Here is a 20,337-nt window from a genome sequence, read left to right as displayed (position 1 = left end):
ATGTCGAAATACGACAATGGAATAAGGAGGATTCTGGACGGGCGCGGGTAAGCCCTTGTGACGCAAGGATTTTTTGGCGTCGAATGGCCAAGATTCGGCGAATTGCGCGTGTCGCGCAAGAACAAGTGTTCGCGCGTTTGCAATGCAGATGCGGGGAAGAAGGATGATCGTGCGGCCAAATTGCTCGGTCGGGGCGATCTTAAAGGCGGAAAGTCAGCGAGAATCCGCTAGAAAAACTACAAACTTAAGACTAATCGGCGGGCGGGGTCTACGGCGTCAGGCCGTCTCGCATTGCTATTTGTGGTTGTCCCGCACCGCCATTAGTTACGCATTACAGACGAACGCCGAAAGCGGTACCGCGTGACTTGCGTTGACGCTCGGATTCACGGAAACGCGCTTGATACGAGTAGTCGCTGTCCATCGGCAGGTGCGGCGATTCGAACAGCGAGGCGAATTTTTGCAGCAAGGCGAAGAGGTAGCTCATGTCAAACTCCGGTTGGTGATAAGAGGGTTTTCCCTTAGGACCGATTATAGGGTTTGCACTTAGCCATTCCTAGTGCAATGCAACATTTACAGCCGAACAATTTGGTAGTTTTTCTACATTCTTCCGTGTAACTGTTCCTCGCGAAAACGGGGACAGCTCGGAGGCGGCCTTCCAGCAAGCACGCAGAGAGTGGCGGAAAAAATTACGCGACAGTCCGTCTTGAGACCGAATGTCGCGTCAAAGTAACAGTTTTTGGCGGGAATCAGCGCGTGTGACGTTGCGAGTGGACCGTAGGCGCCATCGTTCTATTCGTAGGGCCGTTAATGGCGGCGGTTTCGGAATGCGCATCGAAGAGAGAAGCAAGTGTCGCCTGCTGATTGAGCATGAGTTGCTCCATGCGCTCCTGCTGCAACGTGGTGTCGCGACCCATACGCATCAGCACGACCGTTTGCACGACGCCGGTCGCCACCGTCAGCAGCGTGACGCACACGATGATCGTCAGCAGCGTCTTCATGCGGCGGGCGTGCGCGGCAGTCGATCCGCGCTGCTCCGAGATCACGGCGCGTAACGCGTCGATGGTGTCGGTGAACGCCGTCACGCGTGCGCGATCCAGCACCGGGTCGAAGGACGCGTCCTCGTGCGCAATGCGTGCATCAACGAGCGCGGCGCTCAATGAGCCTGCGACGATATCCGCGGAATGCGAGTCGATCGATGCGGCAAGTTCGCCTGGCGCATGAGTTGGCGGCGCGGCGTCGGTTTCATCGCCTTCGGCCACGACGAGAAGCTCGTCCTGAACCGATGCCGGATGCGGCGCGGCTTCCGAACGCGGCGCCGTCCGCTTGTTCACGGCCAATGCGCCATTCGATTGCACCGCCGCCAAAAACACGTCCGGCAGTTCGAAGCCTTCGAACGTGCCCTGGCGAATGTCGGTGTTCAGCGCCTGAAGGTTGGCGCGCTCGGCGTCTTCGGCGAAGAGATCGAGCGTCTCGCCCGCGCAGCGCTGCGTTGCGCTCAACTGGGCAAGACGCTGCGCCGAACGCACGGCGCGCGCGAGTTTCTTTTCGGTGTCGGCGCTGTCGGCCGAAGACGCCTCGGCGGTACGGCCACGGCGCGGTCGCGTGAGAGGAGCGACGGCGTCGGCGGGTGTATCGAAGGTATTGCGGTGACGCTTAACAGCAGGATCTGGCATAGGTCGAAAGGCGGTGACCGGGACAACCGGCGCGAAACGCGCACATGCGGTTCGGCAATGATTTTCGAGAGGCGGCATTGTCGCACGGCGCGGCGGCTTATCCCACATCGTGTTCGTGCATCTCTTGCGTCGCGCGGGCGATGCCGTCAGCTTCCATCCTCTTCGTGGAATTCCCGCACCACGCTCAGATGCTTGAGCCGCTCGCAAATCGACCGATATTCCTGCGTCGAAAGCCGTGAAAGCACGACCTGCACTTCATCGAGTTCCGGCGATTCGTCGCTTTGCTGCACGACGAACTGCTTCACGCGCACGCTGCCTGGCCCGAGCGCTTCGTGCAGGCCGTGAAAGGACAGCGAGCCGCGATCGACCAGCATCGTCAATTGCCGCTGCTGCTTGACGCTGATGAAGCGCCGCTCCAGCGGTTTGAGTCCCGCCAGAATGACGAGGATGATGGCCGTCGCCGCGATCGATGCCGTGTACAGCCCGCCGCCTACCGCCAGCCCGATGGCGGCGACCGACCACAAGCTCGCGGCGGTGGTCAGCCCGCGCACGATCTCGCCGCGCAGCAGAATGGATCCCGCGCCGAGAAAGCCGATGCCGGACACGACCTGCGCCGCGATCCGCGATGGATCGAGCACGACGTGGTCCGCCTTGAGCGCCTCTTCGAAACCGTAGGCAGACACGATCATGATGAGCGCAGAGCCAACGCACACCAGCATGTGCGTGCGCAAGCCCGCCGCCCATGAAAGCCGTTCGCGCTCGAAACCGATCACGCTGCCGAGCGCCGCGGCCATGATGAGTCGTGAAACGAGTTCTACGTTGCCCAACATCTTTGACCTCCTGTCGTCGTGGCCGGTCTCCTGCCGGAGCGCTTTTGCTATGCTTATCCGGCTGTGCCGAGCCGTTTTCAAAGGGCTCATCTCTTCCGAACCATCAGGCTGGAACTTGTCTTATGCAGCAACAGCACTCAAACGGCACTTCATTGCGCGAACACTACACGAGCATCGTGCTGCCCATTTGGCGCGGTCCCGGCTTCAACACAGCGCTTCACCTGCCATTCGAAGCCGTTACGCCCGACGATCACGCGCCGTTGCCACCCAAGCGTTATCGCGCGATGGCATGCGCCCGTCAGTTGTTCGCTTTCACGGATGCAGGCGATCTCGCGCACGCGTCGGTGCTGTTCGAATCGTTGCGACACTATTTTCAGGACAAGCAAAACGGCGGATGGTTCTATAGCGTCGATGCAAACGGCGCGCCCCACGAGCGCCAGAAGGACCTTTATACGCACGCGTTCGTGGTTTATGCGTGCGCGCATTTCGCGCAAAAGAGCGGATCGGCGGACGCATTCGCCTTGCTCGATGAAACCGCGCGGCTTATCGAAACGAAGTTCGCGGGTAGCGATGGCGGCTTGCTGAACGCCGCGTACAGCGAAGACTTCGGCGCGATGCTCGAAGGTCCGCTGCAAAATCCGCTCATGCATTTGAGCGAAGCGTGGCTCGCCGCGCGCGATGCCACGGGCAACATCGCTTTCGACGAGCGGCTCGCCGTGCTGGCGCAATCGGTCGCGCGCACGTTCGTGCACGAGGCGACCGGCAGTATCGCCGAATTGCCGATTGGCGCGCCGGGCAATCGCCTAGAGCCGGGACATCAATTCGAGTGGTATTTCCTGGCAATCGGCAGCGGCCATCCCGCATTCGAGGCGGCGGGACTGAACGCGCGGCTCGAACAGGCGTTCGACTTCGCGCGGAAACATGGCGTCGACAAGTCGACTGGCGGCGTGAGCGCCGCGCTGGACGAAGCGGGACGCGTGATCGATGGCACGCAGCGCATCTGGGCGCAAACCGAATATCTACGCGCGCTGGCAACGCGCGGCGAAGCCGTCGGCGAACAGATCGAACGCTTCGGCGCGCGGTTCCTACATGCGCGCGGGTGGATCGAGTGCCGCTCGGCTGACGGCGCGATCACAAGGTCGGAGATGCCTTCGACCACGCCGTATCATTTGGCGACGGCATACGCGGCGTTGCCGGATTGAGCGGTTGGATCGCCTTCGCATCACGGCATTGCTTACGGCTGCAATCGATAGCCGCCCTGCGCATTCGACGAGCGAAAGCGTCAGGGCCGTGAAAATTCAGGCGCCCGACAGACGCCGAAGTCATCCACTCGTCAAGCCACCTGAAACACCGAAACCGCATCCTTCAACTGCCGCGTCTGTTCATGGAGCGACTGCGCGGCAGCCGCGGCCTGCTCCACGAGCGCGGCGTTCTGCTGTGTCATCTCGTCCATTTGCGTCACGGCCTGGTTCACCTGCTCGATTCCCACGCTCTGCTCCAGCGACGACGCGCTGATTTCCGCCATCATCTGCGTGACGCGTGAAATCGAGGTCGATACCTCGCGCATCGCCGTGCCCGCGCGTTCGACCAGCGTCGAGCCGTCGCTGACCTGCGCGACCGATTCGCCGATCAGTTCCTTGATTTCCTTCGCCGATTGCGCCGAGCGTTGCGCGAGGCCGCGCACTTCGCCCGCGACGACTGCAAACCCGCGCCCTTGCTCACCGGCGCGCGCCGCTTCGACGGCCGCGTTCAGCGCGAGGATGTTGGTCTGAAACGCGATGCCGTCGATGACCGAGATGATTTCCGCGATCTTGTCCGAGCTTTTCGCGATGCCGCGCATCTTCTCCACGACGTCATCCACCACGCCGGAACCGCGCGAAGTCGCTTCGAGCGCCACGCCCGCCAGCGTGTTGGCCTCGCGCGCGTGCTCGGCGTTCTGACGCACCGTCGCCGTCAATTCTTCCATGCTCGACGCCGTTTCCTCGAGCGATGCCGCCTGATTCTCCGTGCGCGCGGACAGATCGGCGTTGCCGCTCGCGATTTCATCGGCGCCCAAGTTGATCGAATCGGACGTCTCGCGCACCGTCTTTACCGTCGTGGCGACGCTTGCCTGCATCATCGCGAGTCCCGCGAAGAGCCTGCCGATTTCATTGCTGCCGCGTTCCGCGATACGTTCGTCGAGGCGGCCTTGCGCAATGCGCTCGAAATGGCGTCCCGCTTCTTCCAGCGGCGCGATCACGCCACGGCGCAGCGCAAAATGCACCGCCGCGACACCCGCGACCAGCGCCACGAAGATGGCGATGCCGACCGCGCGGAACCAGGCGTAGCGCGTATCGATCGATTCGAGATACGCACTGCTCGCCGCATTGCCGAAGTTGACGAAGTTCTGCTGTTCGGCGAGATAGCGATCCTGAAAGCCCTGTGTCGGCTGATCGAGGAACGCCTGAATGTTGCCCGCATCCAGATACTGGACGAGCTCGCCGAGCGCCTTCGAATACTCTGCGTATTTGGCCTGAAGCGCGGCCATGCGCTCCTTGTTCTCATCGCCGGTCTTCGGCGCGTCGAGGAAGGCCGCGAACGACTTGTCCGCCTGCGCGATCTGCTCACGCGCGTGCTGCACGATCTCGACCGGCTCCGTGCCGCCGCGCACCATGCGCGTGCCGGCGCGAGACAGGTTGATGCGCGCATCCATCAGATGCTGCGTGGTCTTATTGACCGCGTTGACTTGCTTGAGCGCGATATCGGACAGGTTGCCCACATCGTCATGCGTGCGCGAAAGCGACCAGAAGCCAAGCCCTTCGGTGACCAGTTGGAATAGGCAAAACACCACCAGCACGGCGAGCAAACCGGATGAAACCTTGATCTTTGCAAACATTTCTCAAGAACCCGAACTAACGAATGAGCCGTATGACTACGGCGGAAGTCCGGGTTTACGGCAATGAAGCGCGCCAGCTTGAATTGTTTTGCGTCGATGCCGCTTTGCGCGAGCGGGATGATCGGCGCGCTTGCCGAAACGGCGGGCGCGCGCATGCTGCGTTCGCACGATTTTTGTCGAACGTCCTTGCAGTGCGAAGAAACCCTACCTATTGTCTTTGCAGGACGGCGCCGAACCCACCCCAAGGAGTGTCCGAATGGCCGAATTAGTCGATATCGCGCGCGGTGCGCTGAATGCGCAACCGTTTAGCGCCTTGCTCGGAACGAAACTGATGCAGGTCGATGCAGCGAGTCTCACGCTGTGTCTGCAGATCCGCGATGAGCTGAGGCAACAACACGGTTTCGTGCACGGCGGGGTGGTGAGTTATCTCGTGGACAACGCGCTGACGTTCGCAGGCGCGCTGAGGCTCGGTCCGAAGGTCGTCACCGGCGAATACAAGATCAACTATCTGCGCCCGGCGGTTTCCGGCACGCTAATGGCGCGGGCGCGCGTGGTGCATGCCGGCATGACGCAGGCAACCTGCCAGTGCGATGTCTTCGTCACCGACGGCAACGCCGAAACGCTCGTCGCGGTGGCGCAAGGCACGATCACGCGCATCAGCGAAAGCGCGGCCGAAGCGCTCTATAACGCCTGAATTCAACCTTCCGTCCTGAAGACGAAAAACCTCGCCGCAGCGAGGTTTTTTGCTTTCACGGCGCGAAGCTATTACGCGTCGACCGTCTTCTGCTGCTGCTCGCCGAGACCTTCGATACCAAGGCGAATGGTCTGCCCAGACTTCAGGTACACCGCGCTGGGCTTCACGCCCATGCCGACGCCCGGCGGCGTGCCGGTCGAGATGACATCGCCGGGCTGCAGGCTCATCGTCTTCGACAGATATGCGACCAGTTGCGCGACGGTGAAGACCATGGTCTTCGTGTTGCCGTTCTGGTAACGATGACCGTCCACTTCGAGCCAGAGATCGAGCTTCTGCGGATCGGCGACTTCGTCTTTCGTCACGAGCCACGGGCCGAGCGGCCCGAACGTGTCGAAGCCCTTGCCCTTGTCCCATTGCGTGCCGTGTTCGAGCTGCCATTCGCGCTCGGAGACGTCGTTGATCACGCAGTAACCGGCCACGTAGTCGAGCGCGTTGGCTTCATCGACATACTTGGCTTCCTTGCCGATCACCACGCCGAGTTCGACTTCCCAGTCGGTCTTCTTCGAATTGCGCGGAATTTCCACGTCGTCGTTCGGGCCGCAAATGGCACTCGTCCACTTGCCGAAAATGACCGGCTCGGTCGGCACGGGCAGATTCGATTCGGCAGCGTGATCCGCGTAGTTGAGGCCAATACACACGAACTTGCCCACACGTCCGACACACGGCCCGATACGCGGATTGCCATCCACCACCGGCAGCGACGCCGGGTCGGTCGCGCGCAGCTTGGCCAGGCCCGCATCGGTCAGCGTAGCGCCGGAGATGTCGTCCACGACCTTCGACAGATCGCGAATCTTGCCTTCGGCATCCAGCAAACCCGGTTTTTCCTGACCCTTGGGGCCGTAACGAAGCAGCTTCATCTGAATAGATCCTCGTGTTTCGAAATTCAAAGGTTGAAAACGCAGCGGCCGGTCCTAGTTGGACCAGCCGCCATCGATGACGTGAGCCTGACCCGTCGTGAACGACGACTCGTCCGAGGCGAGATACAGCGCGAGCGCCGCGATTTCTTCCGTACGGCCGACGCGGCCCATTGGTTGACGCGAAACGAAAGCCGCCTGAATCTGGTCGATCGTCGCGCCCTGCGCCTTGGCTTGCTCGGCGATGCGGTCCTTCAGCGACGGCGACTCCACCGTGCCCGGACAAATTGCGTTGCAGCGGATGCCGCGCGTGACGAAATCCGCCGCGACGGATTTCGTGAGCCCGATGACCGCCGCCTTCGACGCACCATACACGAAGCGATTCGGCACGCCCTTCACGCTCGACGCCGCCGACGACATATTGACGATCGAGCCGCCGCCCTTTTCCAGCATCTTCGGCAGGAACGCGCGGATCGTCCGATACATGGCCTTCGCGTTCAGATTGAAGGCGAGGTCCCAGTCCGCTTCGCTCGCTTCGAGAATCGAACCGGGATGCACATAGCCCGCGCAGTTGAAGAGCACGTCGATGGCGCCGACTTCCTTCGCGAGCGCCTCGATGGCTTGGGGGTCGAGCACGTCGAGCTTGTGAGCTTCGACCGGCTTGCCTTCGAGCCCTTCGATACGAATGTCGGTTGCGATCACGCGCGCGCCTTCCGCCGCGAAAAGCTCGGCCGTCGCGAGCCCGATTCCTTGTCCCGCCGCGGTGATCAGCGCCGTCTTGCCTGCCAGTCTTTGTACCATCTACTGCTCCAGTGGAAGTTGATTTTAAGACATGCCGGGTATATCAGCGGCTTCAGAGGCGATAGAACGCACGGGCGTTTCCGCCGAAAATCGCGTCTTCCTCGGCTTTTTCGAGATGCGAGACCAAGCGCCTCGCGGCGGCGTGCCAATCAGTGTAGCAACCGTTTAAGTTCAGTACCGGCCAATCGCTGCCCCACATGAGGCGCTCGTGTCCGAATTGGTCGATGAGATGCGCGACGTAAGGCGCGAGCGTGTCGGCGGTCCAGCTAGGCGACGCTTCTGTCGCGAGCCCCGATAGCTTGCAATAGAGGCGCTGCGGCAAGGCAGCGAGTTGCGCGATGCCATCGGCCCACGGTTGCCAGCCCGCTTCGCCATCGCGGATGGGCGGCTTCGCGCCGTGATCCACGACGATACGCAACGCCGGATAACGCCCCGCGAACTCGACGAGCGATGGCACGTGGCGCGCGAAGATGAGCGCGTCGAAAGCAAGATCGAGCTCGATCAGACGCTGGATGGCTTCCGGGCGCGGCGCGTGGTCTATCCACGTATCGTCGGGCAGGTCTTGCAGCATCGGCCGCACGGCTTTGAATTTTTTGTCGCGCGCGAATTCGTCGATGATTTCTACCGCGTCGACGGAATCGAGCGGAACCCAGCCGACGACACCCGCAATGGATTCGTCATCGCGCGCTAGATCGAGCAGATAACGCGTTTCATCGACGGTCGCCGCCGCTTGCACGACGACCGTTTGCTTGACATTCGTGATCTTGCGGAGCGGCGCCAGATCATCGGAACCGAAGACGCGATAGAGCGGCTTGAGATCGGGCGTGAGCCAACCGTAATCGCCACGCGCCGGGTCCCAATAATGTTGATGAGCGTCGATGTTCATTGCGGTGTCGGCGCCTTCTCATGCAGCAAGCCAGCCGCACGCAAAGCGTCCCACAACGCCGAAGGAACCGGTGTAGCGAATGACGCCGCATTCTCACGCACTTCCTCGGGCTTGCGCGCGCCCATCAACACCGTGGCGACGACTTTATGCGCATAAGGAAACTGCAGGGCGGCTGTCGACAGCGCGACGCCATACTCGCGACAGATGCGTTCCAGCCTCGCCACACGATCGACGATCTCTTTGGGCGCATCGCCGTAGTTGAACTTGAGATCGCCTTGCGCGTCGGCATCGAGACCGCGCGCGAGAATGCCCGAATTGAACGCGCCGCCAAGCAGGATGCTCACACCGCGCTGTTCGCACTCGGGCAAGAGATCGTCGAGCGTGTTCTGTTCGAGCAGCGTGTAGCGGCCAGCGAGCAACGCGCAGTCGATGTCGTATTCGGCCATTGCCTCGCGCACCGCCGCGCCTTCGTTCACGCCGAGGCCGACTGCTTTCACGCCGCGCGACTGCTTGAGTTCATCGAGCGCACGAAAGCCGCCTTCATCGGTGAGCTGACGCCAATAATGCGTGTTTTTTTCGCCGTGCGTGACACGGCCGATGTCGTGTATCAGTACGATATCGATGTCGATCATGCCGAGCCGCTGCTGGCTGTCTTCGAACGAGCGCAGGATGCCGTCGTAGGTGTAGTCGTAGATGGCCTGGAACGGTAGCGGCGCGGCCCAGCCTTCGCTGCCGTCGTCGGGCGCGGTGCGCGGCACGAAGCGGCGGCCCACTTTGGTCGAGAGCACGTAGTCACTTCGCGCGTGGCGTCGCAGGGCATCGCCGAGACGGTGTTCTGCCTTCGTGTGTCCGTAATGCGGTGCGGTATCGAAGAAACGGATGCCCGCTTGCCACGCCGCATCGACTGTAGCGCGCGCCTCGTCTTCCGTCAGTTCGTGATAAAGCCCGCCTAGCGGCGCCGTGCCGAGCGAAAGTGCCGTCACCTCCAGATCCGTCCGCCCGATCTTGCGTCGGCGCGTGACGGCCTCCTGCGTGTCTCCGTTCATTGTGCAACCCTCAGTCGATTGTTCAGTTCGAAACGACTTCTGCGGTGCCGCGAGACGCAACACTAACGCGTTGCGCGCCGCCAGGTAAACACGCGGGGCCGACGGGCTCGAAGGTTTTGTAAGTCAGGATGAATTCCTGATGCCCCAGCGACTCCGATTTCGACGCAGCGCCCGCCGCCACCGCCACGGTGACATCGAACACTTCGCGCCCTACTTCGTCGAGCGTCGCCCGGCCTTCCAGGATGCGGCCGGCATCCACGTCCATGTCGCCGGACAGGTTGCGATACGTCGCCGGATTTGCGCAGACCTTGATGACGGGCGATATCGCCGAGCCGACCACCGAGCCGCGCCCCGTCGTAAAGAGGATTACGTGTGAGCCGCACGCGATGAGTTCGCCGATTTCCGCGTTGTCGCTGATGTTCGGAAAGCCGAAGCGCGGCTCGCCGTCGGGCACGACATCGAGCAGATAAAGGCCGCCGGTCGGCGGGACATCGCCCGGCTTGATGATGCCGACGATAGGCGACGCGCCGCTCTTCGCATACGCGCCGAGCGACTTCTCTTCCTGCGTCGTGAGCCCGCCGTCCGCGTTGCCGACCGCGAAGGAACCGTGGCCCATCGTCGTGTAATAGCGCGCGGCTTTTTCCACGCACGCGACGATTTCATCGCCGAGTTCGGGACGCGCCGCGCGTGTCTTCATATGAAATTCGCAGCCGACGAGTTCGCCGGTTTCCTCGAAGATGCACGCCGCGCCTTCGTCGATGAAGGTGTCGAAGGCGCGGCCCACGGCCGGATTCGCCGTGATGCCGCTCGTGCCGTCCGAGCCGCCGCAGATCGTGCCGATGACGAGTTCATCGAGCGCCATCGGCACTTTCTCTTGCGCGGCGAGCGTCGCGCGCGCTTCGCGTACCCAGTCGAGACCGTGCTGAATCGTGCTGCGCGTGCCGCCGTTTTCCTGGATCGTCACGACGGCGGCGGGGCGGCCGCTCGCGCGCACGACATCGGCGAGATAGTGCTTGTTCATGCTTTCGCAGCCAAGCGACACGAACAGCACCGCGCCCACGTTCGGATGCGTGCAGATGCGCTCCAGCATCTTTTCGGCGTAGCTATTCGGATAGCAGCCGGGGAAGCCGATCAGGTGCACGGGCGGCGCTTCGTTTTGCGCGGCGTCGAATGCGTCGAACGATGGGCGGAAGTGCGTGACGATCTCGCGGGCAACGTGATGCGCGCACTCGACCATGTACGCCACCGCGACGATGTTGCGGATGCCCTTGCGGCCATCGGCTCTTGGGAAGCCCAGCAATGTTGATGTGTTCATGGCTCTCAATGCTGCACGTAGGCATGGCCGGCGTCGTGCGTGTAGGTGGGGATGTAGTCGCTCTCCAGATTGTGAGTGTGGAGATGCGCGCCGCGGGGAACGTCTGTGCTCACGTGGCCGATGATCGCGCCGTAGCGCAGGACTTTGTCGTCCTTCTTCAACGCGCGGCGGGCTATTTTGTGAGCCAGTTCTATCGTCGTTTCCAGCTTGACTGGCTCGCCTTCTATCTGAAGCGTTTCGCCTGCGATTAGGCGGGCTGCTGCTATCAGACAGTTGTCTTCTTTGCTCAAGAGGATCAGGCGGGGGTCGGTGGTTTCTGTCTCTGTGTCGGGCATCTCGTTCCTTCTGAAATCCGTGTCGTCGTGGACATTGAGCCGTATGCTCGCGGCATCTTCAGCAGCCGCCTGCTGACGTTCGTCGTCCGGGCGCTGGACGCGTCAGCCGATTTCGCGAGACGCGTGCGGCTGCGCTCCCGCTTCAGTTCTGCGCATCTCCACCCGCCAGTCTCGCCACCATCAGCGAACCCAGGATGATCGCGCCGTAAATCGCCTGAATCCAGAACGATGGCACCTGCGCCAAGGTCAGCAAGTTCTGCACGACGCCCAGCAGCAACACGCCCGATAACGCGCCGAGCATCGTGCCCTTGCCGCCATCCAACGAAATGCCGCCGATCACTGCCGCCGCGAACACCGTGAAGATCATTCCATTGCCCTGGTTCGCGTTGATCGCGCCGACGTAGCCTGTGACGATCAAACCGCCAATCGATGCCAGTACGCTGCCGAGCACGAACACGCCCCACGTGATGCGCTCCACGCGAATGCCTGCCGCGCGCGCCGCTTCGGGATTGCCGCCGATCGCGTAAAGCGCGCGGCCGAGGCGGTGGTAACGCAGCATGAACGCGGCAACGGCGAACGCGGCCGCCGCGAGCCATACCGAGATCGGCAGACCGAGCACGAGTGTCGTGGCCAGCGTGAAGAACGAAGGCGGCATGTCGAACAACGTGCCGCCCTTGGTCGCGCCGACGAGCATGCCGCGCAGCACGATCAGCATTGCGAGCGTGACGATGAACGCGTTCAGCCGCAGCCGCACGACCAGAAAGCCGTTGAAGAAGCCGATCAGCGCACCGACCACGACGATCGCCGCAAGTCCCGCTGCCGCCGGCCACTCGAAACCGAAGCCCGCCGATACCGCCGGCATCACGAGCATCGCGCCGACAGCGGGAGCAATGCCGACCGTCGATTCGAGCGATAAATCGAATTTGCCTGTCAGAACGATCAGCGATTCGGCCAGCACGACAAGCGCAAGCGCCGCCGATGCCCCAAGGATGCTGATGAGATTCGCCTGCGTGAGAAAGCTCGGGCTGACGAACGCGCCGATGGCAAGCAAGAGCGCCAGCGCGGGCAGCAATGCGAGGTCGCGAAAACGCGCCAGTTCGATGCGCGGGCGCGCCACGGCCATGCTCGCGCCGTTCATCGCCGGGTTGGGTACGTCATGCTTCATGGAGATTCACCCCTTCGACGGATGCGATGAGTTCATGGTCCTGCCATCCGGCAGGGAATTCGGCGACGATGGCGCCGCGAAACATCACCAGGACGCGGTCGCACGTGCGCAAGTCGTCCAGCTCGCCCGATACGACGAGCACCGCCTTTCCTTCCTCGCGCACGCGTTCGACGACGCCGAGCAGCGCTTCCTTCGACTTCACATCGACGCCAGCGGTGGGATCGATCAGAACGAGCACGTCCGGATCAGTGGCGAGCGCGCGCGCCATCACCACTTTTTGCTGATTGCCGCCCGACAAGCCCGACACGATATGTTCCGGGCCCTGCGTCTTGATGCCGAGCGCGGCAATCATGCGGCGTCCGAAGGCGTTCTTTTTCGCGGGCGTCGCAATACCGAAGCGGCCGAGCAATCGCGCGATCGTCATGGACGCGTTTTCCGCGACGGATTGCGACAGCACCAAGCCTTCGCGATGCCGGTCTTTCGGCACGCAGCCGACACCATGCGCCAGCGCGGCCGGCACGTCGCCCGGCGGCAGCACGCGGCCATCGACGCTGATCGTGCCCGCGCGTTGCGCCTTCAATCCGGCGATGGCTTCGGCGACGCTCGTCCGGCCGCTCGTCGTCGCGCCGGTCAGGCCGATCACTTCGCCCTTGCGAACGCTCAACGTGACGTTCTCGTAGTCGTCGCCGCGTAACGCTTCGACACGCAGCGCTTGCGGCGCACCAGCGGGCAGGGGCGCGCGCGCGGCGGCATCCGCGACGGCAAGGCCTCCCTGCTCGCCCGTCATCGCTTCGATGAGCCGGTCGCGCGGCAATGCCGAAACCGGCGCGCTGACGATATGCCGAGCGTCGCGCAGAACTGTCACTGCCTGACAGATTTCGTACACCTCTTGCAAGTGATGCGAAATGAACAGGAAAGTGACGCCTTCGCGCTGTAACTCTTCAATACGCTTGAAGAGACGCTTGATCTCCTCGCCGTCCAACTGTGCAGTCGGTTCATCGAGAATGATGAAGCGCGCACCGTACGACAACGCCCGCGCAATCTCCACCAACTGCCGCGCTTCCACTGTCAGATCGCCCGCGCGTGCGTCTTCGCGCACGTCGATCTTCCAGTGGTCGAGCAGCGCGCGGGCATCACGGCGCATGGCGCGCCAGTCGATCACGCCGCCCTTCTGATGCTGCCGATTGATGTACAGATTCTCGGCCACCGACAACTCGCGGATGATCGTCGAATGCTGATAGACGCAGGCGACGCGCTCGCGCCATGCATCGCGGTCGGCGAGCGGCGGCGCGGGCGCGTCGTTGAAGCGGATCTCGCCAGCGTCCGGCTTCTTCAGGCCGGTGATCATCGACACGAGCGTCGATTTGCCCGCGCCGTTGCGTCCGACTAGCGCATGCGACTCGCCGGGCAGCACGCGCATGCTCACATCTGCGAGTGCGGGCGTCCAGCCATAGCGCTTCGTCAGGCCAACTGTCTCAACGACGGGCGCGCTCATTTGACGGTGTTGCCCCAAAGTGTTTTGTCATCGACATTGGCTTTCGTCACGAGCGGCGCGGGCAATTGATCTTCGAGAATGCCTGGACCGCGCTGAACGATCGTGCTGCCGTGATCCGTCGGGCCCGGTTTGAAGGTTTGTCCCGCCAGAGCCGCCTTGATATAGAAGAGGCCATACTTTGCGTAGAGATCGGCGGGTTGCGAGATGGTCGCGTCGATATCGCCACGGCGGATCGCATCATATTCCTGCGGAATGCCGTCATTGCTCACGATCACGATGTGCTTCGGATCGCCCGCCTTCACCAGCAACTGCTTGCGGCGCAAGGTCTGCAACGTCGGCGACAGATAGACGCCGCCCGCCTGCATATAGATCGCCTTCACGTCGAGGTTCGCGGTGAGCAGGCTGTCGAGCGCGGTCGCGGCGGCCTCGCCCTTCCATGCGGCGGGAATCTCGAGCAGGCTCAGCGACGGGAATTTCTTCAGGCACTCGCGAAACGCTTCCGAACGATCGCGGCCATTGACCGATGCCAGATCGCCCATGATCTGCACGACCTTGCCCGACTTCACGTGCTCGCCAATGTACTCGCACGACTTCGAACCATACGCGCGGTTGTCGGCGCGCACGACCATCGCGACCTTGCCTTGCGTCGGCGCGACATCGACGGCGACGACCGGCACGTTCTTCGCCGCCGAGGCGTCGAGCGCGCGGCTGATTGCGGCCGAATCCAGCGGGCCGACCACGATGCCCTTCGCGCCCAGGTTCAGCAGGTTGTTCATGTCGGTGATCTGCTGCGCGGGATCGCCGTTCGAGTTGACGGGCGCAAGGATGTCTATGCCCATGTCCTTCGCGTACTTCGGCAGATAGTTGTTGTACGACTGCCAGAACGGCGAAGTCAGAAGCGGGAGACCGAGGCCGACCTTGCCGGCCTCGGCGGCTTGCGCGAGGCCAACTGCACCGGTGGTCGAAAGTACGGCGAGCGCCACGCCGGCTTTTACGGCCAGGCGGCGAAAGGAAGTTGAGGACGTCATGCTTGTCTCCTGATCTTGTGTTTTTTGCGACTACGGCCGTGTGGGTGACTACGGGAAACTGTCGATACGAATATTTATCAGTGAACGTATTATTCATATACGGACAATCAGAAGTCAGTTGGTGCTTTCCCTAGCGCGGGCAACGCTATTGCTGACGAAAGGCTTAAACTCGGCGCCAATTCATGAATCGACGCATACCTAACATGGACGTTGAAGTAACCGACACCGATGGCGACGCGGATCGCTATCGCGCGCCCGCGCTTGACAAGGGACTGGACATTCTCGAATTACTCTCGGAACAGAAATCGGGACTGACGCGCGCCGAGATCACGAAGATGCTCGGGCGCAATGCAAGCGAGATGTATCGGATGCTGGAACGGCTGGTCGCGCGACAATACGTCGTGCGCTCGCCCGAGGGCGACCGCTATTCGCTGAGCCTGAAGTTGTACGCGCTTGCGCACCGGCATCCGCCGATGAACCGGCTAATTGCCGAGGCTCTGCCCGTGATGCAACGTTTCGCCGATGCCGCCGAGCAGTCGGTTCACCTGGTCGTCTACGATCGCGGCAACCTGCTGGTGATCGCGCAAGTGGACGGTCCCGGCACGTGGGGAATTTCGGTCCGGTTGGGGTCACGCGTCGGCCTTATCGACACCGGCTCCGGTCGCGTGGTGCTCGCGTTTCAAACCGAGGAGCAGCGCGAGCACATGCTGGCGGAACATACAAAGGTGAAAGGCGAAGTGGCGCTCGATCGCGCAGTACTCGATGCCGACTACGAAAAGATCGGCGAGCTCGGCTATTCACAAAAGGACAGCCAGCAGACCTTCGGCGTCACCGATGTGACTTTTCCGTTGCTTGGGCCATCGGGCCAAGCCATCGCGGCGCTGACCTGCCCTTTCATGCGGCGTATCGACGAATACGTCGCGCCTTCCATCGAAGAAGTAACGGCGCTTTTGCGCGGCGCCGCGAGCGAGCTTTCGATGACGCGGGACTGAATCAAGGCTGATACACGCGTTAGAATGGCGGCCCTCCTAAAAAGCGGCAGCCGGTTCACGCGCACGCCGCGCTCTATCTTCACGGTTCATGGCAAAACTCCTTTCCGATTCAGAATTCCAGCGTTTTTCCGAACTTCAACAGAAACAGGCGAGCTTTACGATCACGCCTGACGAGGCCGACGAATTGCGCGATATCGTCGCGCGCGCACAGAAGAAGCGCGACGATCGCGCCGCTGCAATGCAAGCGCTCGAAGCGCATATCGCGCAGTTCGACATCACGCCGGACGAGCTTTTTTCCGCCGAGCAGATCGCGGAAGCGGCGCGCAATTTCGGCCTTATTCCGGCCGCGAAGAAGGAACGCACACTGCCGCCGCAACTGACGCATAACGGCAAGCCTTATCAATGGACTTCGCGTGCGCTGCCGGAAGAGATTCGTGTACCGCTCTTCGAAGCATTCTCGGCGGGACATTCCGTGAAGTCGTTCATCGCGACGCCGAAAGACTCGGCGCGCTCGGCGCTGACGATCGCGAGACTCGAAAAGGAAACGGGAAGTTCGTATCCCGATGCTTTGCTCGAAGAGTTGGCGATAACGAGAGCGCAGATCGACGAGGCGTCCGGGCGACTGGCCGGCTAATCGCGAACGGCCGGCTAGGTCGGTTTTTCACCGAGTCGCATCCGAAAACCAACGACGCTCGGATCTTCGGTTCTGATCAATTCGAAACCGGCTTTGCGCGCGAGCGCGATCATCCCCGTGTTCTCGCGCAAAGCCTCGCCCACCAGCCAGCGTGTTCCACGCTCTCGCGCATAGTCGATGATTCGCGTGAGCAGCAGCGAGCCCAAGCCCTTCCCTTTCATGTCCGAGCGCGCGGCGACGGCAAACTCCGCAGTCTCGTTGTCCGGATCGGAAATGGCGCGTGCGACGCCCAGCGTTTCCGTGGCGCCCTCCGCAATGCTCCGTGTCACGATCAACGCCATTTCGCGGTCGTAGTCGATTTGGGTCATCCGCGCGAGTTGCGAATGATCGAAACTGCGCACGGCACCGAAAAAGCGCAAGCGCAAATCTTCGGCCGTGTTCGCCGATACGAACGCGCGATGCGCATCTTCATCCTCGGGACGAATGGGCCGCACGGTAATACGCATGCCGCGCCAGTCGAGCGTCTCATCCATGCATCGCGGATACGGCACGATCGCTAGCTGCTTGCGATACGCGCCTAAGGTCAATTGCGGCTCGTGCACCGCAACCGAATCGCGCGTGACACGCAACGTCAGCCGCAGTGCGACGATCTCCTCTATATAACAAACCATTTGCGACAGCGCGGTCAGCGCGTTCAACAGCATGTCGGTGGGCAATTCGCGCGAGCGCGGCGAACGCATGACGAGATCGCGCGCAAGGACAGGGTTGAGCGGAGGCAACGCAAATTCATGAAGCGCATCGGCAAGTCCGAGCGCGCCTTCGGCCTTGAATTCGAACACCGGTCCAAAGACGCGATGGTTGAGCAGGCGCGTCTGTATCTCGACTGCATCGGCGGAAAAGGAATCGGGCGGTCCCGGCTTCACCGTGATGCCGAAGCGGGCGAGGATGCGCGCCGCACGTTCACCATTCAATTCCGCAATGCCGTTTTCCAATGCGATTCGAATTTCGTTTTGCGCGATATCGATTTCTTCTGGAATTTCCGTTGGAAGTCCGTCGGGTGTTTGCATCAACAATTCGCGTCCCTGACGAAAATCGACGAGGCGTGCAAAGCCACGCGCGAGACGCTGCGGGGTGGTGTGAACCGGGATGCCATTTGCGTGGAGTGCGTCGCGGGTGGCGGCATCCACGCAACCGAAGAAACACGCGAGCAATCCGCGATGAGCATGGCGGCGCGCGGCGATCAATGTGCGAGCGACGTCCGCGACGGGCGCGCTATGCGTCGGCGCGTGTACGACGAAGATGGTGCCGGTGTCGCGATGCGGAGCCAGCGTTTCCACCGCAATGCCGAAATCGGCGGGCGACGCATCGTCGCCGAGCAAGAGGGGATTACCGGATTCGGCTCGGGGTAACGCGAGCGAGACGGCGTCGCGTGCGGCGAGTGGCCATTGCGCCAGATCATCGCCGGCTTTGCTGAACGCATCTCTTGCCAAAGTGGCGACGCCGCGATCGCTGGTGATGACGGTTGCCACGTCGCCGGCTGCGACGCTTCCCACGCCCAGGGTTTCGATTTCGTCGAGCAGATCGTCGAGCGAATCCACGCGTACAAGTCCGGCACGGCGGAAGGCTGCACCGTATAGGCGATCGAATGGGTCGTCGTGTCCGGTTCGTAGAACGAGTACCGGCTTATTCCTCGCGGCGGCGCGCGCGGCGGAGATAAATTTGCGTGCGGCGCGGACGGTTTCGATCGCAAGAAGAATCGCTTTGGTCGATGCGTCGGTAGCGAGGAAGTCGAGGATATCGCCGGAATCGACGTCAGCTTCATCGCCCAACGCGACGATGCGTGAGAAGCCGAGGCCCCGCGCGCGGGCCCAGCCGAGCACGCCATTGGTTAGCGCATTCGAGCCGGATACCCAAGCGACGCCGCCCGATTTGACACTGCACGCTGGCGCCCCGAGGCATGCGCCGACGGCGGGAGACACTACGCCGAGACTTGCCGGTCCTACCACGCGCAGCAGGAAGGGACGCGCGGCGGCAAGGGTGCGGGCAGTCCATTCGTGGGACTCTGCATTGGAGATGAATTCGGCTCTCGCGGGGTGTCGTCTCGCTGCCTCTCCAATAACGACGACAGCTTTGGTCCCACGGTCTACGAGTTGTTCAACTAGTTGAGGCCAGGTTTTAGGGGGCGTGCATAGCACCGCAACGCTCGGCGCTTCGGGGAGGTGAGCTATGTCGGCGAAGCTCGGATGTTCGCCTATGGTTTGGTGCTTTGGATTTACTGGCCAGATTGGGCCTTTGAATCCAGCGCTGTTGGCGCGGGCCCATACCATTTCGCCGATGCTGCCCGGCCGCGTTGATGCGCCGATCACAGCAATTGACTTCGGCGCGAACAGGATGTCCAGGTTGCGAACGGTCATTACGGAGCTCCGGACTCGGTCGGCGATTGGCGGTTGAGGCAGGGTTAGGATAGGCGATTTTGGGGGTGGGGGGTGGGGGGTGCGGTGTCGTTGCGGGCTGTGCGCTTCGGGCTGTGGGCTTCGGGCTGTGGGCTTCGGGCTGTGGGCTTCGGGCTTCGGGCTTCGGGCTTCGGGCTTCGGGCTTCGGGCTTCGGGCTTCGGGCTTCGGGCTTCGGGCTTCGGGGCTTCGGGGCTTCGGGGCTTCGGGGCTTCGGGGCTTCGGGGCTTCGAGGTTGCCGTGACTTTATGCGCATAAAGCTGGTCCGGGAGCGCGGCACCGCTTAACAATTTCCAAGACACCTAAAGCCGTGACGGGGAGATATTGGTCTTACGCCTCAGCTTATTGCTGTAGAGCATGATGTGCGATTTGAAACTGCATCCATCAGGCCCACGTCCGCGCTTTCACAAAATCAACTAAAGCTCACCCCTATGCCTAATGGCTAACGACACATTTAATGTCGAATTAAAGTTGAAATTACTAAACCTCAATGTAAAATTCAACCGCCTGCAAAAACTGGAGCATTAAAGTGGCGGCGGAAATCATAGCGATCACGCAGCAGAAGGGCGGCGTTGGCAAGAGCACGATTGCAATGCATCTCGGCGCAGCTTTTCACGAAAAGAAGAAGCGCGTGCTCGTCGTCGATGCAGACGGTCAAAACACGTTAATCCACTGGTCGAGCGCTGCGTCAGACGAAGCGAGCGGCATCCCCTTTCCTGTCGTGAATCTTTCGGAAGCGGGCGGACAAATCCATCGTGAAATCAGGAAGTTCGTGAATGACTACGACATCATCGTGGTGGATTGCCCTCCGTCAATTACAGAGAAGGTGTCAGGCGTCGTTCTGCTAGCCGCGAGCGTGGCAGTGATTCCGACTTCATCATCGCCAGCCGATTATTGGTCGAGCGTTGGCCTCGTCAAATTGGTTCAGCAAGCGCAGGTGATGAACGAAGATCTGCGCGCGGTGTTTCTGCTGAACAAGACGGAAGAGAAGCGGATGCTCACGCGCGAGCTGAAGGTCGCTCTTGAAGAACTGGGCTTTCCGCTACTAAAAACCCAGATCCCAACCCGAGAGTGCTACAAGCAGGCCATGGCGCTAGGACAAACCGTTTTGCAAATGTCCGACCGCGGCTCGCGCCTCGCTGCTGCCGAGATTCGCGCGTGCGCCGATGAAATCCTCGGCATGCTCTCCTGACTTTATGCGCA

Annotated in this window: 19 protein-coding genes; 5 read left to right on the top strand and 14 right to left on the bottom strand. The window is 61.8% G+C overall.

Annotated elements, in window-relative coordinates; genetic code table 11:
- Positions 1-331 precede the first annotated feature (331 nt).
- The 3 genes from NCT04_RS15385 to NCT04_RS15375 all read right to left on the bottom strand — a co-directional run bounded on the left by NCT04_RS15385 (position 332) and on the right by NCT04_RS15375 (position 2,503).
- Positions 332-484, bottom strand: a complete 153-nt coding sequence (locus tag NCT04_RS15385; RefSeq protein WP_250466395.1) for a hypothetical protein — start codon at positions 482-484, stop codon at positions 332-334.
- Between the two features lie 262 nt (positions 485-746).
- Positions 747-1,673 carry a hypothetical protein gene (locus NCT04_RS15380; RefSeq protein ID WP_250466393.1) on the bottom strand — a complete coding sequence of 309 codons (927 nt, stop codon included), beginning with the start codon at positions 1,671-1,673 and terminating at the stop codon, positions 747-749.
- Positions 1,674-1,819: 146 nt separating this feature from the next.
- Entirely contained in the window at positions 1,820-2,503 is a 684-nt protein-coding gene (locus tag NCT04_RS15375; protein WP_244829012.1) for an MgtC/SapB family protein, read from the bottom strand.
- A 122-nt stretch (positions 2,504-2,625) separates the two neighbouring features.
- Between NCT04_RS15375 and NCT04_RS15370 the strand changes: the two genes are divergently transcribed.
- On the top strand, positions 2,626-3,705 hold the full coding sequence (locus tag NCT04_RS15370) for an AGE family epimerase/isomerase (protein WP_250466391.1): 1,080 nt from the start codon (positions 2,626-2,628) through the stop codon (positions 3,703-3,705).
- 131 nt (positions 3,706-3,836) lie between these two features.
- On the opposite strand, the gene NCT04_RS15365 is transcribed toward NCT04_RS15370, so the two are convergent.
- Positions 3,837-5,378 carry a methyl-accepting chemotaxis protein gene (locus NCT04_RS15365; protein ID WP_250466390.1) on the bottom strand — a complete coding sequence of 514 codons (1,542 nt, stop codon included), beginning with the start codon at positions 5,376-5,378 and terminating at the stop codon, positions 3,837-3,839.
- A 256-nt stretch (positions 5,379-5,634) separates the two neighbouring features.
- Here NCT04_RS15365 and NCT04_RS15360 point away from each other — a divergent pair, with 256 nt between their 5' ends.
- A complete protein-coding gene (locus tag NCT04_RS15360) occupies positions 5,635-6,072 on the top strand; it encodes a PaaI family thioesterase (RefSeq protein ID WP_250466388.1) in 438 nt (145 codons plus the stop codon).
- A gap of 71 nt (positions 6,073-6,143) precedes the next feature.
- On the opposite strand, the gene NCT04_RS15355 is transcribed toward NCT04_RS15360, so the two are convergent.
- The 9 genes from NCT04_RS15355 to NCT04_RS15315 form a co-directional block, all read right to left on the bottom strand.
- Positions 6,144-6,989: an ureidoglycolate lyase gene (locus tag NCT04_RS15355; protein WP_244829008.1), complete on the bottom strand. Its 846-nt coding sequence runs from the start codon at positions 6,987-6,989 to the stop codon at positions 6,144-6,146.
- A gap of 54 nt (positions 6,990-7,043) precedes the next feature.
- Positions 7,044-7,787 carry an SDR family oxidoreductase gene (locus NCT04_RS15350; RefSeq protein ID WP_244829007.1) on the bottom strand — a complete coding sequence of 248 codons (744 nt, stop codon included), beginning with the start codon at positions 7,785-7,787 and terminating at the stop codon, positions 7,044-7,046.
- Between the two features lie 52 nt (positions 7,788-7,839).
- Complete coding sequence (locus NCT04_RS15345) at positions 7,840-8,673, bottom strand: amidohydrolase family protein (RefSeq protein ID WP_250466387.1); 834 nt, start codon at positions 8,671-8,673, stop codon at positions 7,840-7,842.
- Positions 8,670-9,719: an aldo/keto reductase gene (locus NCT04_RS15340; RefSeq protein WP_250466386.1), complete on the bottom strand. Its 1,050-nt coding sequence runs from the start codon at positions 9,717-9,719 to the stop codon at positions 8,670-8,672. The genes NCT04_RS15345 and NCT04_RS15340 overlap by 4 nt, the downstream gene beginning before the upstream one ends.
- Positions 9,720-9,741: 22 nt before the next feature.
- Positions 9,742-11,034, bottom strand: a complete 1,293-nt coding sequence (locus tag NCT04_RS15335; RefSeq protein WP_250466384.1) for a UxaA family hydrolase — start codon at positions 11,032-11,034, stop codon at positions 9,742-9,744.
- A 5-nt stretch (positions 11,035-11,039) separates the two neighbouring features.
- Positions 11,040-11,369, bottom strand: coding sequence for a UxaA family hydrolase (locus NCT04_RS15330; RefSeq protein WP_250466382.1), 330 nt, complete (start codon positions 11,367-11,369; stop codon positions 11,040-11,042).
- 142 nt (positions 11,370-11,511) lie between these two features.
- On the bottom strand, positions 11,512-12,534 hold the full coding sequence (locus tag NCT04_RS15325; RefSeq protein ID WP_250466380.1) for an ABC transporter permease: 1,023 nt from the start codon (positions 12,532-12,534) through the stop codon (positions 11,512-11,514).
- Positions 12,524-14,029 carry a sugar ABC transporter ATP-binding protein gene (locus tag NCT04_RS15320; protein WP_250466379.1) on the bottom strand — a complete coding sequence of 502 codons (1,506 nt, stop codon included), beginning with the start codon at positions 14,027-14,029 and terminating at the stop codon, positions 12,524-12,526. The genes NCT04_RS15325 and NCT04_RS15320 overlap by 11 nt, the downstream gene beginning before the upstream one ends.
- Entirely contained in the window at positions 14,026-15,057 is a 1,032-nt protein-coding gene (locus NCT04_RS15315) for a sugar ABC transporter substrate-binding protein (protein ID WP_250466377.1), read from the bottom strand. Before NCT04_RS15315 ends, NCT04_RS15320 begins: the two co-directional genes overlap by 4 nt.
- Positions 15,058-15,260: 203 nt before the next feature.
- Between NCT04_RS15315 and NCT04_RS15310 the strand changes: the two genes are divergently transcribed.
- Together NCT04_RS15310 and NCT04_RS15305 are read left to right on the top strand one after the other, a co-directional pair.
- Positions 15,261-16,049 carry an IclR family transcriptional regulator gene (locus NCT04_RS15310; protein ID WP_250466376.1) on the top strand — a complete coding sequence of 263 codons (789 nt, stop codon included), beginning with the start codon at positions 15,261-15,263 and terminating at the stop codon, positions 16,047-16,049.
- A gap of 88 nt (positions 16,050-16,137) precedes the next feature.
- Positions 16,138-16,683, top strand: a complete 546-nt coding sequence (locus NCT04_RS15305; RefSeq protein WP_250466373.1) for a hypothetical protein — start codon at positions 16,138-16,140, stop codon at positions 16,681-16,683.
- Positions 16,684-16,697: 14 nt separating this feature from the next.
- Here the strand turns inward: NCT04_RS15305 and NCT04_RS15300 are convergent, their stop codons facing one another.
- The gene (locus tag NCT04_RS15300; RefSeq protein ID WP_250466372.1) at positions 16,698-19,097 is read right to left on the bottom strand and encodes a bifunctional acetate--CoA ligase family protein/GNAT family N-acetyltransferase; all 2,400 of its coding nucleotides are present in this window, start codon (positions 19,095-19,097) and stop codon (positions 16,698-16,700) included.
- Positions 19,098-19,663: 566 nt separating this feature from the next.
- On the opposite strand from NCT04_RS15300, the gene parA reads away from it, so the two are divergent.
- The gene (parA, locus tag NCT04_RS15295; protein ID WP_250466370.1) at positions 19,664-20,326 is read left to right on the top strand and encodes a ParA family partition ATPase; all 663 of its coding nucleotides are present in this window, start codon (positions 19,664-19,666) and stop codon (positions 20,324-20,326) included.
- The last annotated feature ends 11 nt before the right edge of the window (positions 20,327-20,337 follow it).

The sequence above is a fragment of the Caballeronia sp. GAFFF2 genome (assembly GCF_023631485.1).
In the GTDB taxonomy this organism is placed as follows: Bacteria; Pseudomonadota; Gammaproteobacteria; order Burkholderiales; family Burkholderiaceae; genus Caballeronia.
Note: the sequence above shows the minus strand (reverse complement) of the source record. Positions and strands in the feature narration are given on the sequence as shown.